The organism is Microbulbifer hydrolyticus, from assembly GCF_009931115.1.
GTDB lineage: Bacteria > Pseudomonadota > Gammaproteobacteria > Pseudomonadales > Cellvibrionaceae > Microbulbifer > Microbulbifer hydrolyticus.
Genome location: NZ_CP047491.1, coordinates 3,184,694 through 3,199,329 on the forward strand (window position 1 = coordinate 3,184,694; position 14,636 = coordinate 3,199,329).

The 14,636-nt window shown below is 59.9% G+C and carries 10 protein-coding genes; 3 read left to right on the forward strand and 7 right to left on the reverse strand.

All coding sequences use genetic code 11. The features are described 5' to 3' along the window. Positions 1-260 precede the first annotated feature (260 nt). Positions 261-2,015, reverse strand: a complete 1,755-nt coding sequence (locus GTQ55_RS13690) for a diguanylate cyclase domain-containing protein (RefSeq protein ID WP_161859245.1) — start codon at positions 2,013-2,015, stop codon at positions 261-263. A 522-nt stretch (positions 2,016-2,537) separates the two neighbouring features. Between GTQ55_RS13690 and gcvP the strand changes: the two genes are divergently transcribed. Beyond that, a complete protein-coding gene (gene gcvP / locus GTQ55_RS13695; protein ID WP_161859246.1) occupies positions 2,538-5,429 on the forward strand; it encodes an aminomethyl-transferring glycine dehydrogenase in 2,892 nt (963 codons plus the stop codon). 80 nt (positions 5,430-5,509) lie between these two features. Here gcvP and GTQ55_RS13700 read toward each other — a convergent pair whose 3' ends face one another. From GTQ55_RS13700 to purU, 4 genes are all read right to left on the reverse strand, one after another. After that, entirely contained in the window at positions 5,510-6,886 is a 1,377-nt protein-coding gene (locus GTQ55_RS13700) for an MBL fold metallo-hydrolase (protein WP_161859247.1), read from the reverse strand. Between the two features lie 178 nt (positions 6,887-7,064). Beyond that, positions 7,065-7,799: an MHYT domain-containing protein gene (locus GTQ55_RS13705; protein ID WP_161859248.1), complete on the reverse strand. Its 735-nt coding sequence runs from the start codon at positions 7,797-7,799 to the stop codon at positions 7,065-7,067. Positions 7,800-7,895: 96 nt separating this feature from the next. Continuing rightward, positions 7,896-8,273, reverse strand: a complete 378-nt coding sequence (locus GTQ55_RS13710) for a hypothetical protein (protein ID WP_161859249.1) — start codon at positions 8,271-8,273, stop codon at positions 7,896-7,898. 48 nt (positions 8,274-8,321) lie between these two features. Next, complete coding sequence (gene purU, locus GTQ55_RS13715; protein WP_161859250.1) at positions 8,322-9,158, reverse strand: formyltetrahydrofolate deformylase; 837 nt, start codon at positions 9,156-9,158, stop codon at positions 8,322-8,324. Between the two features lie 112 nt (positions 9,159-9,270). Between purU and pepQ the strand changes: the two genes are divergently transcribed. After that, positions 9,271-10,581 carry a Xaa-Pro dipeptidase gene (gene pepQ, locus GTQ55_RS13720; RefSeq protein WP_161859251.1) on the forward strand — a complete coding sequence of 437 codons (1,311 nt, stop codon included), beginning with the start codon at positions 9,271-9,273 and terminating at the stop codon, positions 10,579-10,581. Positions 10,582-10,624: 43 nt separating this feature from the next. On the opposite strand, the gene metE is transcribed toward pepQ, so the two are convergent. Then, on the reverse strand, positions 10,625-12,874 hold the full coding sequence (gene metE, locus GTQ55_RS13725; protein WP_161859252.1) for a 5-methyltetrahydropteroyltriglutamate--homocysteine S-methyltransferase: 2,250 nt from the start codon (positions 12,872-12,874) through the stop codon (positions 10,625-10,627). A gap of 129 nt (positions 12,875-13,003) precedes the next feature. On the opposite strand from metE, the gene GTQ55_RS13730 reads away from it, so the two are divergent. Then, entirely contained in the window at positions 13,004-13,924 is a 921-nt protein-coding gene (locus GTQ55_RS13730; protein WP_161859253.1) for a LysR family transcriptional regulator, read from the forward strand. A gap of 10 nt (positions 13,925-13,934) precedes the next feature. Here the strand turns inward: GTQ55_RS13730 and GTQ55_RS13735 are convergent, their stop codons facing one another. Next, positions 13,935-14,612 (reverse strand): Fe2+-dependent dioxygenase, encoded by a 678-nt coding sequence (locus tag GTQ55_RS13735; protein WP_161859254.1) that lies wholly within the window; start codon positions 14,610-14,612, stop codon positions 13,935-13,937. Positions 14,613-14,636 lie beyond the last annotated feature (24 nt).

A 14,636-nucleotide genomic window follows, 5' to 3' on the forward strand; every position in this document is an offset into this window, starting at 1 on the left:
TACTACCGGGCTTTTGACCCGGCCTGCTGAACACTGTTGATATAACAGCGACTTCTTCTTCCTTTCGACATTTCCGCGCCCGAGGGTATATCGGTGCGAAATTTGTGTGCAGGATCAATTTAAAGATAGACCAGAGACGCAGTGCACGCCGCTAAAATCGGGAACACGTTCCATCAACTGGCGCGCGCAGCACCACACGATGGTCGAGTGGAAAGCAGGAGTGTGTCGATCAGAACAAGGGAAGCCCGGCCGTGCTGGTACTACCGCGGTTTTGAGGTAACCAGCTCCAGCGGCGTCAAAGCCCCCTTGTCAGGGATTGAATGCTTGGCCGAGGCCTTTACCTGCTCTGACAGAGTCGGCAAGTCCGGCGTGTACAACTGATATTTGTTTTTGCCGTGGCGCTTGGCGTGGTACATCGCCATATCGGCTTTCTGCAGAATAGCTTCCAGGGTCTCCCCCGTTTCATCAACCGCCACCACCCCGACACTCATGGTTACCGTAACCAGGCTACCCTCGATCTTGACTGGCTGCGCGACGGTATTCAGCAGTTTTTCCGCGAGTGTCCGATATGCCTCCGGCTCCTTGATATTCCGCACAAAAACACAGAACTCATCCCCCCCAAGCCGCGCGACAATATCACCACAGCGCATAACACTCAGCAGCCTTCGCGCAATGACACCCAGCAATTCATCGCCGCCCTGGTGCCCCAGGGTGTCATTGACCTGTTTAAAATCATCCAGGTCGATAAAGAAGAGATACCCGCGCTCCGGAACCGACAAGGGCTGGTGCCGAGCGAGTTCCAGATAAAACTCCAGCTGCTCCAGCAGGCTGTATCGATTATCCAGGCCGGTGAGGCTGTCGTGCATCGCGATCTGTTCCAACTGCGCGGTCTTGCGACTCACCATATCGTTCATGTCTTCAAGCTGGTCACAGACCATCAAGCCGGTGTTGTCCAACACATCCAGTTCGTCGAATTTGTCCAGTGACTTGCGCACCGGCCGAATCAGCCGGCGGGCGTCGTCAAAGCGACCATTTGTCAGGAGAGGCAACGCTTCCGCCAGACGACGCAATCGTACGATCGGGCGCCACAGGGTACCGGCAACCGCGGCGCTGAAAATCAGTGCGCCGAGTATGGAGAACAGCAGCAGCAGCTTCACCGATTCGTCAATGTGTTCGACCTGGCCCGACACATCCTCGATGAAGACAAACTGTGCACCCTGCTCATCCACGTCCATGCTCATGGTTCGAATATCGAACTGACGGTTGTCGAGCTCATAAACCTTGGTGCGCCGCAGCCCCGATAGCCCGGAAACCTCGCCCGAAACCCGCTTGAGCAGCGGCAGAACCCGCTCCCGCGACGTCAGGGAAAGCACTTCCCGCCGCCAGCCGTCCAGGTATTTACCGCCCGCCTTCTCCGGGGCCTGCTTTCGCACCGCCGAGAGGATACCGATATCCGAACCCGTCATTTCCCGGAAGCGCCGCAACTGGTTCACCAGCGGGCGATCCACCTGCAGCACATAGTCGCCGCCGCGCGCGCGCATCGGCACAGACAGGCTCTGTACACAGGAGTGTTCACAGTGCACCAGCTCCAGTGGCTGGCCGCGCAAAAGTACCTGGCTCACCTGTTCCGGGCTCAGCGTGCTGTGCGGCGACCCCCAGCTCAGAACAGGTTTGTTGGCGGCGTCGTACACCTTGAGCGAATGCAGGTCCCAACTTTGCTGTAGAAGCTCCCATTGCCGGTCCATGGCTTTGCGCAGCTCGTCCCGGGAGGAGATCCGCCCGCGCGGGCTGAGCGCAATCAGTTCCGCCAGGCGCGCCATTTCCTGTCGCGACTGCTGCAACAGTCCAGATACCTGAAACTGGAAGTTGAGGTGGCGGTGTTCGCGATTTTTGGCGAGAAGGGACTGAAGACTGCCGTTGCCCAGCAGAATAAAGAACAGGCACATCGCCACAACCAGCAGCAGCGAAAATAGGCAGGCCTTAAAGCGCAGGGTGTTGAGTCTGGCGGTTTGCAACACGTTGAAGCCCCGAAGTCCTTGGGATTTGATGTAGTCACTGAGGTGATACGCACGCTGGCGCGACGGAGATCCTTCCCGCTACATTTCTTATTCCGTCAGTATGACGCACAGCTATTTTTTCGCCGCTGACTCTCCCGCCTCGCAGAATAAAATAACGCCAAGGGACTCAAAACAGGATATATGTCACATATTTGCTTCGTATCCAGCACAGATTTGACCCCGTTGGACATGAATTGCCCGTAATCTCGACCGTTGCTAAGATGCGCGCCGGCCGGAACCCGCAGGTATCCCGGGTCACATACAGGCCAACGATACCGGGCCAGGTACACCGACTGGGCAAGCAGACTCTGCCACACCAGTATTACCGGATGCCGATTGTCAGGGCTTCCGGCCGCGGCACCGCGGGTTCGCCCCAGATTGGCGCCCTCTATTCGGCCCACTTTGCTATTTTTTACCGGTACTTTGCCTCCACAGCAGCACACCGGCAGCACACTCAGTGTTTACAGGAATCCATCCACCATGACCCAGCCTTCCCTCAAGCAGTTGGAACAGCACGACGCATTTATCCGCCGCCATATCGGCCCCGATGCCGCGCAGACCAAAACCATGCTGGAATCCCTCGGGGTTGCCAGCCTGGACGAGCTGATTGAAAAGACCGTACCCGCCGCCATCCGCAAGTCAGACGACCTGGATCTGGCGGATGCCGTGGACGAGCAGGAAGCACTGGCGGAGCTGAAAGCCCTGGCCGGCCGCAACAAGATCTTCCGCACCTTTATCGGTATGGGCTACCACGACACCATCACCCCCAACGTGATCCTGCGCAATGTGCTGGAAAACCCGGGCTGGTACACCGCTTATACCCCCTACCAGCCGGAAATCGCCCAGGGGCGCCTTGAAGGCCTGCTGAACTTCCAGCAGATGATCATGGACCTCACCGGCATGGAACTGGCCAACGCCTCCATGCTGGACGAAGGTACTGCCGCGGCGGAAGCCATGGCCATGTGCAAGCGCCAGGTGAAGCGCAACAAGTCCAATACCTTCTTTGTTGACGCCGACTGCCACCCGCAGACCATTGCGGTAGTAAAAACCCGCGCCGAGCACTTCGGTTTTGACGTGCTGGTAGGCAACCCGGAAACCGAACTGCCGGAAGAGCTGTTTGGCGCCCTGTTCCAGTACCCGGGTTCCACCGGTGTGGTGCGCGACCTCACCGACCTGATCGCCAAGGTCCACGACGCTGGCGCCCTGGTGACCGTAGCGGCAGACCTGATGAGCCTGGTGGCCCTGAAAGCACCGGGGGATATGGGTGCCGACGTCGTAGTTGGCTGTAACCAGCGCTTCGGTATTCCCATGGGCTATGGCGGCCCGCACGCCGGTTTCTTCGCCTTCCGCGAAGCCTACAAGCGCTCCGCGCCCGGCCGTATCATCGGCGTCTCCGTCGACAGCAAGGGCAAGCGCGCCCTGCGTATGGCGATGCAGACCCGCGAGCAGCACATCCGCCGCGAGAAGGCCAACTCCAATATCTGTACCTCCCAGGTACTGCTGGCAGTGATGAGCGCCTTCTATGCCATCTACCACGGCCCTGACGGCCTGAAGACCATCGCCGCCCGCATCCAGCGCCTGGCCGACATCCTCGCCGCCGGCCTGAAGGAAAAAGGCCTGAGCCTCACCCACGACAGCTGGTTCGACACCCTGACTGTATCCGTGGGCGACAAGCAGTCAGCGCTGTTCGACTGCGCCATCAACGCCGAGATCAACCTGCGCAAGGTAGGTAGCGACGCGCTGGGCATCAGCCTGAACGAAACCTCCACGTTGCAGGACGTGTCCGAGCTGCTGGATATCTTTGTCGGCGGCGACCACGGTCTGGACCTGGGCAAGATCGACAGTGAACTGGCCGCAAGCGGCGTTGCCGGCGTACCGGCTGGCCTGCAGCGTTCCAGCGAATTCCTGACCCACCCGGTATTCAACACGCACCACTCGGAAACCGAGATGCTGCGCTACCTGAAAACCCTGGAGTCGAAGGACATCGCACTGAACCACAGCATGATCCCGCTGGGCTCCTGCACCATGAAGCTCAACGCCACCGCGGAAATGATCCCGGTGACCTGGCCGGAATTCGGCAAGCTGCACCCGTTTGCCCCCGCCGACCAGGCCGAAGGCTACCGTGAGATGTTCAAGCAGCTGGAGCAGATGCTGGCCGCCTGTACCGGTTACGACGCCGTCAGCCTGCAGCCCAACGCCGGCTCCCAGGGCGAGTACGCCGGTCTCGTAGCCATCAAGAAATACCTGGAAGCCAAGGGCGAAGGCCAGCGCGATATCTGCCTGATCCCCGCCTCTGCCCACGGCACCAACCCTGCCTCTGCCATGATGGTGAGCATGAAGGTGGTCGTGGTTGCCTGTGACAACAAGGGCAACGTGGACGTGGAAGACCTGAAGGCAAAAGTCGCCGAGCACGGAGACCGCATCGCCGCGCTGATGGTCACCTACCCGTCCACCCACGGCGTATTCGAGGAAGGCATTCGCGAGATCTGCGAGCTGATCCACAACGCCGGTGGCCAGGTCTACATCGACGGCGCCAACATGAACGCCCTGATTGGCGTGGCGGCACCAGGCAAGTTCGGCGGCGACGTATCCCACCTGAACCTGCACAAGACCTTCTGTATCCCGCACGGTGGTGGCGGCCCCGGCATGGGCCCGATTGCCGTAGGTGAGCACCTGAAGCCCTACCTGGCCGGCCACCCGGTGACCGAGGTACCGGGCAACGATCCAGCCAACGGCACCATCTCCGCCGCACCCTGGGGCTCCGCCAGCATCCTGCCCATCAGCTGGATGTACATCCGCATGATGGGCAAGCAGGGCATGAAGCTCGCCACCGAGACGGCGATCCTGAACGCCAACTACGTGGCCAAGAAGCTGAGCGAGCACTACCCCCTGTTGTACAAGGGCAGCAACGGCTTTATCGCCCACGAGTGCCTGATCGACCTGCGTCCGCTGAAGGAAGCCAGTGGTATCACCGAGGAGGACATCGCCAAGCGCCTGATGGACTTCGGTTTCCACGCGCCCACCATGTCCTTCCCCGTGGCCGGCACCCTGATGATCGAGCCCACCGAGTCCGAGGCCCAGGAAGAACTGGACCGCTTTGTGGAAGCCATGGCGACCATCCGCCAGGAAGCGGAAGACGTGGCCAGCGGCAAATACACCGCGGAAGACAACCCGCTGCACAATGCGCCGCACACCCAGGACGATGTGATGACCGACGAGTGGACCCACGCCTACAGCCGCGAAGTGGCTGCCCGCCCGGCACACTGGCTGAAGCACCACAAGGTTTGGCCGGCATCCAACCGTATCGACAATGTCTACGGCGACCGCAACCTGATCTGCTCCTGCCCGCCGGTTGAGAGCTATATGGACTGATCGTCCGGGACTTTCGTCCGCAACAAAAAAGCCGGGGCATTGCCCCGGCTTTTTTGTTGTTGTGTATCAGTACCGCGTCGTCAGGACGGCTTCACCACCTCGCCTCCGGCAGCGCACCACGCACCCATGGAGCCAAGGAACACGCCCACATTGGCAAAGCCCGCGCGCAGCAGCACAGACGCGGCGATGGTCGCGCGGGCGCCGCTGGCACACATCACCGTGTAGTGGCGGTCTTTGGCAAGGCCATCCAGCTTCTCCTGCAGCTTGCCCACATAAATCGTTTCAGCGCCGGCAACGATGCCATCGCTGACTTCACCCCGGTCGCGCACGTCCAGCAGAGTCCAGCCCTCCGGTTGCTCACTGACCCGCTCTCGCACTTCCCCGGCATCAATGACCGGCACCGACAGAAACGCCTTGCCGGCGGCGGCCCAGCCGGGCATGGCGGTATTCAGGTAGCCATGTATATCGTCATAACCAATCCGCGCCAGGTTGCGCGCGGCAGCCTCCGCCTGCGTAACACCGTCAGCAATCAGCACCAGCGCATCGTCTTCTTGCAGGTACCAGCCGGCAAACGCCGCAATCATATCCACTGGCAGCGCCAGACTGCCCGGGATATGGGCCCCCAGAAATGCGGCGATGCCGCGGACATCCACCAGAACGGCCTTATCCGCAACCGCCTCGAACTCTGGCACATCCAGCGCCGGCGGGACCATCGATGGAGAGACTGGAGATGCCCCCTCCAGATTGAGGCGCTCCATCACGCGGAAATACGGCGGCTGGTTGTGGTGTTCATCCAGCTTTGCCTGCACGAACTTCTCGCGCTGGTCGATCTGCAGCATGGGGTTGTTGCGGCGCTCGTAACCGAGGGTGGAAAAGTCCCGGTCTGCCATCTTGTCGCCACACACGGATCCGGCGCCATGAGCCGGGTAGAGATTGGCCTGATCGCCGAGTGCGATAATTTTCTGCAGGCTGTCGAACAACTTGCCGGCCACCTCCTCCGCGCGCTCGGGATAGAAATCCGTGCGCCCCACGTCCCCCACAAACAGTGCATCACCGGAGAACACCCCCACCGCCTCATCACCGTAATTGTCGTCGTAGATCGCAAATGACAGGCTGTCGTCGGTATGCCCCGGGGTTTCCAGCACCTTCAGGCGCAAATTGCCAAAACTGAAGCTGTCACCCTCACCGACGATATCCGCATAGGCCACCTCGCCCGCGGCATGTGGCCCATGGTGCACGGCAGCGCCGGTCATCGCCGCCAGAATCGGCGCGCCGGAGATGAGGTCTTCGTTGCGGTGGGTTTCAAAGATATGGGTAATGCGGCAGCCGCGCTCCCTTGCCTTCCTTGCGTAGATTTCGCAGTCTCGTCGGGGATCAATTACCGCCGCTTCACTGCCGTCGCCTATCAGGTAAGAAAGCTGAGCCAGCCCCTCTGTCTTGATGCGCTCGACGAACATTGCGTGCTTTTCCTGTCTGCTGGTTTCCGTCATAGCGGGCGAACACGCCCGATTTAGTAAACCTTAGCAGTTGACGCATGTGGCAAGAAAATAGAGGAGCCGGGCATCCATTCATATTTCAGAAAAAGCAGGAATACCCCGTGAGGCGTCGGATTTTCTCTTCCGCGGCAAAGCCGATTCATACCGGCACTGGCGTTCGATTGCGGTACCAGTGATTGACCCGCAGGGCCATGACAATGATCCCGATGCTAATCACGACGGTTACGCCCCCGAGATGATCACCACTCAGCGCTCCGGCAAAGCCCGGTTCCGGAGTAGTTCCGGTGTGCTGGTAGCTGGCCGCGGCCATGCCGGTGTAGTGCATACCACACACAGCAACGCCCATGATCAACGCGCTTCCAAGTTTCTGCCCTACGCCGTGCAGGTGGAACGCCATCCACAATGCGGCGAAGGCAGCCACTACTGCGATCACGATGGAAATAATCAGGATATTGAGGTTGTACTCGATACTGGCGGGCATCAGCATCGCCTCCATGCCCATGTAGTGCATCCCGGCAACACCGGTGCCCATAAGGATGGAAGTGGGCAGAAGCTTGTCGATGGTGAAACGTCCGGTCCCGACGATAGCCAGGCCGCCGGTACATGCGGCTACCGCAAAGACTACGGAAAGCAGTGTTTTAATCACATCGTAAGACATCGGCATGTGCGACTTCAGCGCCATCATGCCGACAAAATGCATTGACCAGATAGCACCGCCTCCCATCGCCAGACCGGCAAACAGGATGGCACGACGACGATCCGCCTTTACCACCGCCTCCGTAATACCAGTGACGAGCTGCAGGGCTGCAAATGAGCCGACTACCGAAATGATGTAGGAAAGCGCTACCAGCGGCAGGCTGTATTGATCAAGCATTGAGAATTCCCCCAGCGATTGTCTGCAATTGCAGAAAACTGGGGGTTGTACGGGCGGGAATCCGAGACGGATCAGTTCTGCTGGAAGATTTCCGGGCTATCGAGTCGCCGGGTCACGACACTCCCCGCGCACTTCGCCGCCGAGCTGGGATACGACCCGATCAATCACAAAATAGCCATCGCGGCAGAAGCCGGTCTCTTTCAGCTTCAGCTCCAGGGCGTATTCGAACTCTCGTTCGGTACCGCGACTTCCGCGATTACTTCGTGCCAGATCCTGCTGCCGTACCATTCCGCCGCGGGCGGTCGGGTCCTGGGTGTAGGGGCCACGAATCTGAGGTGCGGCCATTTCCAGCGAGTAGGTAAAACGCTTGGAGCCGTTGGCAGATATCTCGGTATGGAAGGACTCTTTCAGGCCCGGGTTGGGAGCCCTCGGTTCACTGGCGCAGCCGGCAATCAATAAAACCGCAGAAAGCATGAGGCATTTCACTTGCAAGCAGCTGGACATCTCTCCCCCCAATACAATTTATTTGAACACCACGGTGCGATTGCCGTGGATAAATACGCGCTCTTCCAACACTAGTTGCAGCGCGCGGCTCAGCACCTGCTTTTCCACATCGCGCCCGGCACTGGCCATGGACTCGGCAGAATAACCGTGATCCACATGAATCACATCCTGCTCGATGATCGGGCCTTCGTCGAGGTCATCGGTGACAAAGTGCGCAGTGGCACCGATGATTTTCACTCCGCGCTCGAACGCCTGCTGATAGGGCTTGGCACCGATAAAAGCGGGCAGGAAGGAGTGATGGATATTGATGATGCGCTTTTTGTAGTGTGCGACAAACTGCGGCGTGAGCACGCGCATGTACTTGGCGAGGATCAGATAGTCCGGCTCATAGCCGTCGACGAGCTGCATTACCTGCTCTTCGTGTTGCGCCCGCTCCAGGCCCTCCGCCGGTAGCCAGTGGAACGGAATATCAAACTTCTCCACTAGCGGCTGCAGGTCTTTATGGTTACCGACCACCGCAGCGATCTCGACATCCAGGGCGCCAGAGTAGCACTTCATCAGGATATCACCGAGGCAATGGGCCTCCCGGGTTACCATCAGCACCAGGCGTTTGCGGCCACTGGCCACCAGCTTGCGCGCGGCACCCTCGGGCAGTGCCAGATCCAGGTCTTCCAGCAGGGTGGCATCATTGAAATTGCCTTCCAGGGCTGTGCGCATAAAAAAGCGGCCCTGGGCGCGGTCGACGAACTCGTCATTCTTGGTGATGTTTAGCTGGTGCTTGTAACAGATGTTAGTGATCTTCGCGATCAACCCTTTGGCGTCGGGGCAGTCCGTCAGCAGTATCTTCTTTTCCATGGCCCAAAATCAGACTAACTATTCAGAAAGCTGACTATACACTATGTGCATTCGTGCACCTGCCACGCAGGTTGATATTTGACCAAATTTTCTCGTGAATTCTAGGGGCGTTATGGACAAGCAACTCTTCAGTGAACACCTGGCCACCCTGCGCAAGCGCTACGACGACATCCTTGAACAGTGCGGTTTCGAGACCCTCAACGTATTCAGCGGCGCGCCATCGGTGCAGTTTCTGGATGACAACTATTACCCGTTTCGGGTGAATCCCCAGTTCAAGGCACTGGTACCGGTCACCGACAACCCCCACAGCTGGGTGATCTACCGCCGCGGCCAGAAGCCCAAGCTGCTGTTCTACCGCCCGGTGGACTTCTGGCACTATGTGCCGCCCGCCCCCCAGACCTTCTGGAGCGACGAGTACGATATCGAACTGCTGGCCAAGCCGGATGAAGCCAAGGACTTCCTCAGTGGAGAAAACGCGGCGTTTATCGGCGAGACCGGCAAACTCGAAGGCTGGGACATTGGCCAGCGCAACCCGCAGCACTTGGTCGACCGCCTGCACTGGGAACGGGCCTACAAAACCCCGTACGAGTTTGCCTGCCTGCGGGAAGCCAACCGCATCGCGGTGCGTGCGCACAAGGCTGCGGAAGACGCCTTCCGCGCGGGCGCGAGCGAATTCGAGATCAATCTCGCCTATATGAACGCCGCCGGCCAGGGCGAAAACCAGATGCCCTACGGCAATATCGTCGGTCTCAACGAGCACGGCGCCATCTTGCACTACACCCACCTGTCCACGGAGCAACTGCCGGAGAGCGAGCGCCGTAGTTTCCTGATCGACGCCGGTGCCGACTGCAACGGTTACTGCGCGGATATTACCCGCAGCTATGCGTACCGCGATGGTGAGTTTGCAGAGCTGGTGGCGGCAATGCACGAAAAGGAACAGGAACTGGTAGCCGGTCTCAGACCCGGCGCCTCTTATGTGGACCTGCACCGCGAGTGCCACAACAAGATCGGCCAGCTGCTGCAGCAATTTGGCGTTATCAAAACCTCACCGGAAAGTGCGGTGGAATCCGGTCTCACTGGCACCTTCATGCCTCACGGCCTCGGTCACTTCCTCGGCCTGCAGGTACACGACGTGGGCGGACACCAGAGCGGGCCGGAAGGCGGTACCACCCCGCCGCCCACGGAGTATCCGTTCCTGCGCACCACACGCACCATCGAGGAAAACCAGGTATTCACCATCGAGCCCGGTCTGTACTTTATCGACAGCCTGCTGGCGGACCTGAAAGAGTCCCAGCTCGCCGATGAGGTGAACTGGGACAAAGTGGAAAAACTGCGTCCGTTTGGCGGTGTGCGCATCGAAGATAATGTCATCGTGCACGCAGACCGGGTGGAAAACATGACGCGGGATTGTTACGCCGATTAATGTCTTTGCAGGGGCCTGCCGGCAGGCCCCTGCCCCTGCATCTTCAAGCTACTTCGGCGCGCACCGTGCGCGCCGCTTCCACCATATTCAGCAGCGCCGCCCCCACCTCTGCCCAGCCTCGGGTTTTCAGGCCGCAGTCCGGGTTGATCCAGAGCTTCTCTTTCGGAATCACTTTCAGCAATTCGCGGGTGCGTTCAACCAGCTCCGCGCGCTCGGGTACGTTGGGCGAGTGGATATCGTAGATACCGGGGCCTATCTCATTCGGATAACCGCCCTCCTCGCCGGCCCTCTCCCCTTCCGAAAAGGCCTGCAACAGGCGCAGGTCGGAGCGGGCGGATTCAATGGTGATCACGTCCGCATCCAGTGCCACGATCGCATCCATGATGCTGTTGAAGTTGGAATAACACATGTGGGTGTGGATCTGGGTTTCTGCGTTTACTTCACTGCAGGTGTAACGGAAACAGCCCACCGCCCAGGCGAAGTAGTCGTTGTGGCCGGAGACGCGCAGTGGCACCCCCTCACGCAGGGCCGGCTCGTCGATCTGGATAATACCGATGCCGGCGGCTTCCAGGTCCAGCACTTCTTGCCGCAGCGCTTTGGCGATCTGCAGGCAACTCACCGCGCGGGGAATATCCTCGCGCGGGAAGGACCAGTTGAGGATCGTCACCGGGCCGGTCAGCATGCCTTTAACCGGCTTCTTGCTCAGGCTCTGGGCGTACTCACTCCACTGTACGGTCATCGGATTCCGGCGGGAAATATCGCCTGCGATGATCGGCGGTTTTACACAGCGCGATCCGTAGCTCTGTACCCAGCCGTTGCCGGTGTGAATAAAACCGGCCAGCTGCTCACCAAAGTATTCCACCATGTCGTTGCGCTCGGCCTCGCCGTGCACCAGTACATCCAGGCCAAGGATTTCCTGGCGGCGGATGGCTTCGGCGATTTCCGCACGCAGATGCTCGTGGTAGTCCTGCGGGGTAATTTCCTGGTTGCGAAACTGCTTGCGCACCTGCCGCAACACGTCGGTCTGCGGGAAAGAACCGATGGTGGTGGTGGGCAGTAGCGGCAACTGCCAGCGCTTCCGTTGCACTTCCGCGCGCTCGGGATATTTTTGTGTACGCCAGGTATTGTCCAGTTCCGCACGCACGTCTGCTTCGCTGCGACTCACGGTTTTTTCGGTGACGGGCAGCGCAGCGGCACCGGGTTTCAGAGCCTGTTGCAGGGTGTTCAGCTCATCCAGCTTCTGGCGGCTGTAGGCCAGTTTCTGCCTGTCGGATTCCGCCAGTGTGGTTTCCGTATCCAGGTCTACCGGGGTGTGCAGCAGGGAGCAGCTGGCAGAAAGCCACAAGCGCTCGCCAAGTTGTTCAGACAGTGGCTGCAGTTCACGCTGCCACCGCGCAAGATCTGTGCGCCAGACGTTGCGGCCATTGACCACACCGACAGAGAGCACCTGATCACCCCTCAGCGCCGCTACCGCGGACTGTAATTCTTCTGGCGCGCGTACCGCGTCGATGTGTACACCGTCTACCGGGAGATCAAACACCAGCTCAAGGTTTTCCTGCAGCTGGGAGAAGTAACTCGCGAGCAACAGCTTGCTGCCGCTGGCGTTTGCCAGCGCCTCACAGGTGGGCGCGAACGCCCTGCGCCACTCAATCGGCAGGTCGAGGCCCAGAATTGGCTCGTCGATCTGCACCCACTGTGCGGCGGCACTGGCGAGCTTCTGCAGCAGTTCGATGTAACAGGGCAGAAGTTGCGGCAGCAGGTCCAGCGCGTTGTCGACACCGCGGCCCAGCCACAGGTAAGTTAGCGGACCGATCACCACCGGTTTTACGTTGTGGCCGAGATTCTGGGCTTCCCGCACTTCGGCCAGCAGCCATTCCACATCCAGGCTGAACGCCTGATCGGCAGTGAATTCCGGTACCAGGTAGTGGTAGTTGGTATCAAACCATTTTGTCATGGCACTGGCGGCCACCGGCGCACCGGACGGGGCGCGGCCACGGGCAAGGCGGAAGTACTGGTCCAGCTTGTTGTCCGCCGCGCCGGTGGCAAACCGCTGGGGCACCACGCCAAACATCAGCGAGTGGTTCAGTACCTGGTCGTACCAGGCAAAGTCGCCCACGGTCGTGAGCGCCAGGCCGGCGGCCTGCTGCGCCTGCCAGTTCTTGCTGCGCACCTGCGAGCCCGCTGCCAGCAGGGCCTGCTGATCAATCTCCCCTTTCCAGTAGGCTTCCTGTGCGCGTTTCAATTCACGCTGCGCGCCGATGCGCGGATAGCCGAGAATATGTGTTTGAGCCATGTCCTTCCCCAAATGGTTTACCGCCCGGCGCCATCCGCGCCAGGCCATGAATTTCGGGGTTGATTCTGAAGGCGCAGTGATATTCAATCAATTTCATACTTTTCACGAAAAACATGAATTTAACTAAAGATGATTGAATTACGGCACCTGCGCGCCATGACGATACTGCGGGAAACCGGGAGCATGGTGCGCGCCGCCGAGCGGCTGCACCTGACCCAGTCCGCCCTCTCCCACTTGTTCCGGGAGATGGAAGACCGGCACGAGCAGGCCCTGTTCGTGCGCAAATCCCGCCCGCTGCGTTTTACCAGTGCCGGCCTGCGGCTGCTGCAGCTGGCCGATGACGTTCTGCCCAGAGTCGCGGTGGCACAGCGGGATATCGCACGGCTGGCCTCGGGGCAGGCAGGCCGCCTGAATATCGCCATCGAATGCCACAGCTGCTATCAATGGCTGATGCCCACGCTCGATGCCTATCGGGACGACTGGCCTGAAGTGGAACTGGACCTCTCCAGTGGCTTTCACTTTGCGCCGCTGCCCGCACTGGTGCGCGGCGATCTGGACCTGGTGGTTACCAGCAACCCGGATGAGTCACTGAAAGGCGTGCATTACGAACCGCTATTCAGTTTTGAAATGTGTCTGGCGATGAGCCGCAAGCACGCGCTGGCGGACAAAAAGTGGATTACCCCTGAAGACCTTGCCGACGAAGTACAGATCACCTACCCGGTCGAGCGCGAGCGGCTGGATATCTTCCAGCACTTTCTCGATCCCGCCGGTGTGGAGCCGGCCTCCATACGCACCGCCGAACTGACGGTGATGATGGTGCAGCTGGTGGTGAGCGGACGCGGTGTGTGTGCACTCCCTAACTGGGCACTGCACGAATACCTGCAGAAAGGCTTTGTCCGCCAGCTGCGGCTCGGCAAGGAAGGGTTGTGGAGTACGCTGTATGCCGCCGTGCGCGAGGAAATGCTGGAGCAGGCGTTCCTGCAGGACTTTTTCGAAACGGCACGCAACACCTGCTTCGGCAACCTTAATGGCATCCGCGCGGCGGGCTAATAAGGAACCCTCAGGGTTCCGACCAGCGCCGCAACAGATTGTGATAAACCCCGGTCTGGGCCACGATGGCATCGTGATCGCCAACCTCCTGGCGCAAGCGGTTGATCGACATATCCAGATCAAACAGCAGGGTGCGCTGGCCGTCGTCGCGCACCAGGCTCTGGATCCAGAAGAACGACGAAACACGGCTGCCGCGGGTCACCGGCGTCACCCGGTGCAGGCTGGTGGACGGGTACAACACCATCGAACCCGCCGGCAATTTTACCGAGTGGGCACCATAGGTATCGTCGATCAACAGCTCGCCACCGTCGTATTCCTCCGGCTCGGAAAGAAACACCGTGCAGGACAGATCCGTGCGGATCTGCCCACCCGTAGGCAAACGCCGGATGGCGTTGTCCACGTGGTTGTTGAAATGCTCCCCGCCCTCATAGCGATTGAACAGCGGCGGGAATACCCGCTGCGGCAACGCCGCCGACATAAACAGTCCATTGGCCGGTAACGCCTTCAGGATCATGTCGCCAAGCTCGCGCGCTACCGGCGAATTTTCCGGTAGCTGACGATTCTGCTTGGCCTGCGCAGACTGGTGTCCGGCGGTTACCCGGCCATCCACCCACTCCGCCTGCAACAGCGCCGCCTTCATGTCGGCGGCCTGCTGCGGGCTGAGGATTTCGGGGATTTCCAACAGCACGTTTCGTTTCCCTTTTTAAGAACT

Excerpts from the sequence above, each read along its gene's own strand:
- gcvP (WP_161859246.1), top strand. The coding sequence starts at position 2,538 with ATGACCCAGCCTTCCCTCAAGCAGTTGGAACAGCACGACGCATTTATC.
- GTQ55_RS13730 (WP_161859253.1), top strand. The coding sequence starts at position 13,004 with ATGATTGAATTACGGCACCTGCGCGCCATGACGATACTGCGGGAAACC.
- metE (WP_161859252.1), bottom strand. The coding sequence starts at position 12,874 with ATGGCTCAAACACATATTCTCGGCTATCCGCGCATCGGCGCGCAGCGT.
- pepQ (WP_161859251.1), top strand. The coding sequence starts at position 9,271 with ATGGACAAGCAACTCTTCAGTGAACACCTGGCCACCCTGCGCAAGCGC.
- GTQ55_RS13705 (WP_161859248.1), bottom strand. The coding sequence starts at position 7,799 with ATGCTTGATCAATACAGCCTGCCGCTGGTAGCGCTTTCCTACATCATT.
- GTQ55_RS13710 (WP_161859249.1), bottom strand. The coding sequence starts at position 8,273 with ATGCTTTCTGCGGTTTTATTGATTGCCGGCTGCGCCAGTGAACCGAGG.
- GTQ55_RS13700 (WP_161859247.1), bottom strand. The coding sequence starts at position 6,886 with ATGTTCGTCGAGCGCATCAAGACAGAGGGGCTGGCTCAGCTTTCTTAC.
- purU (WP_161859250.1), bottom strand. The coding sequence starts at position 9,158 with ATGGAAAAGAAGATACTGCTGACGGACTGCCCCGACGCCAAAGGGTTG.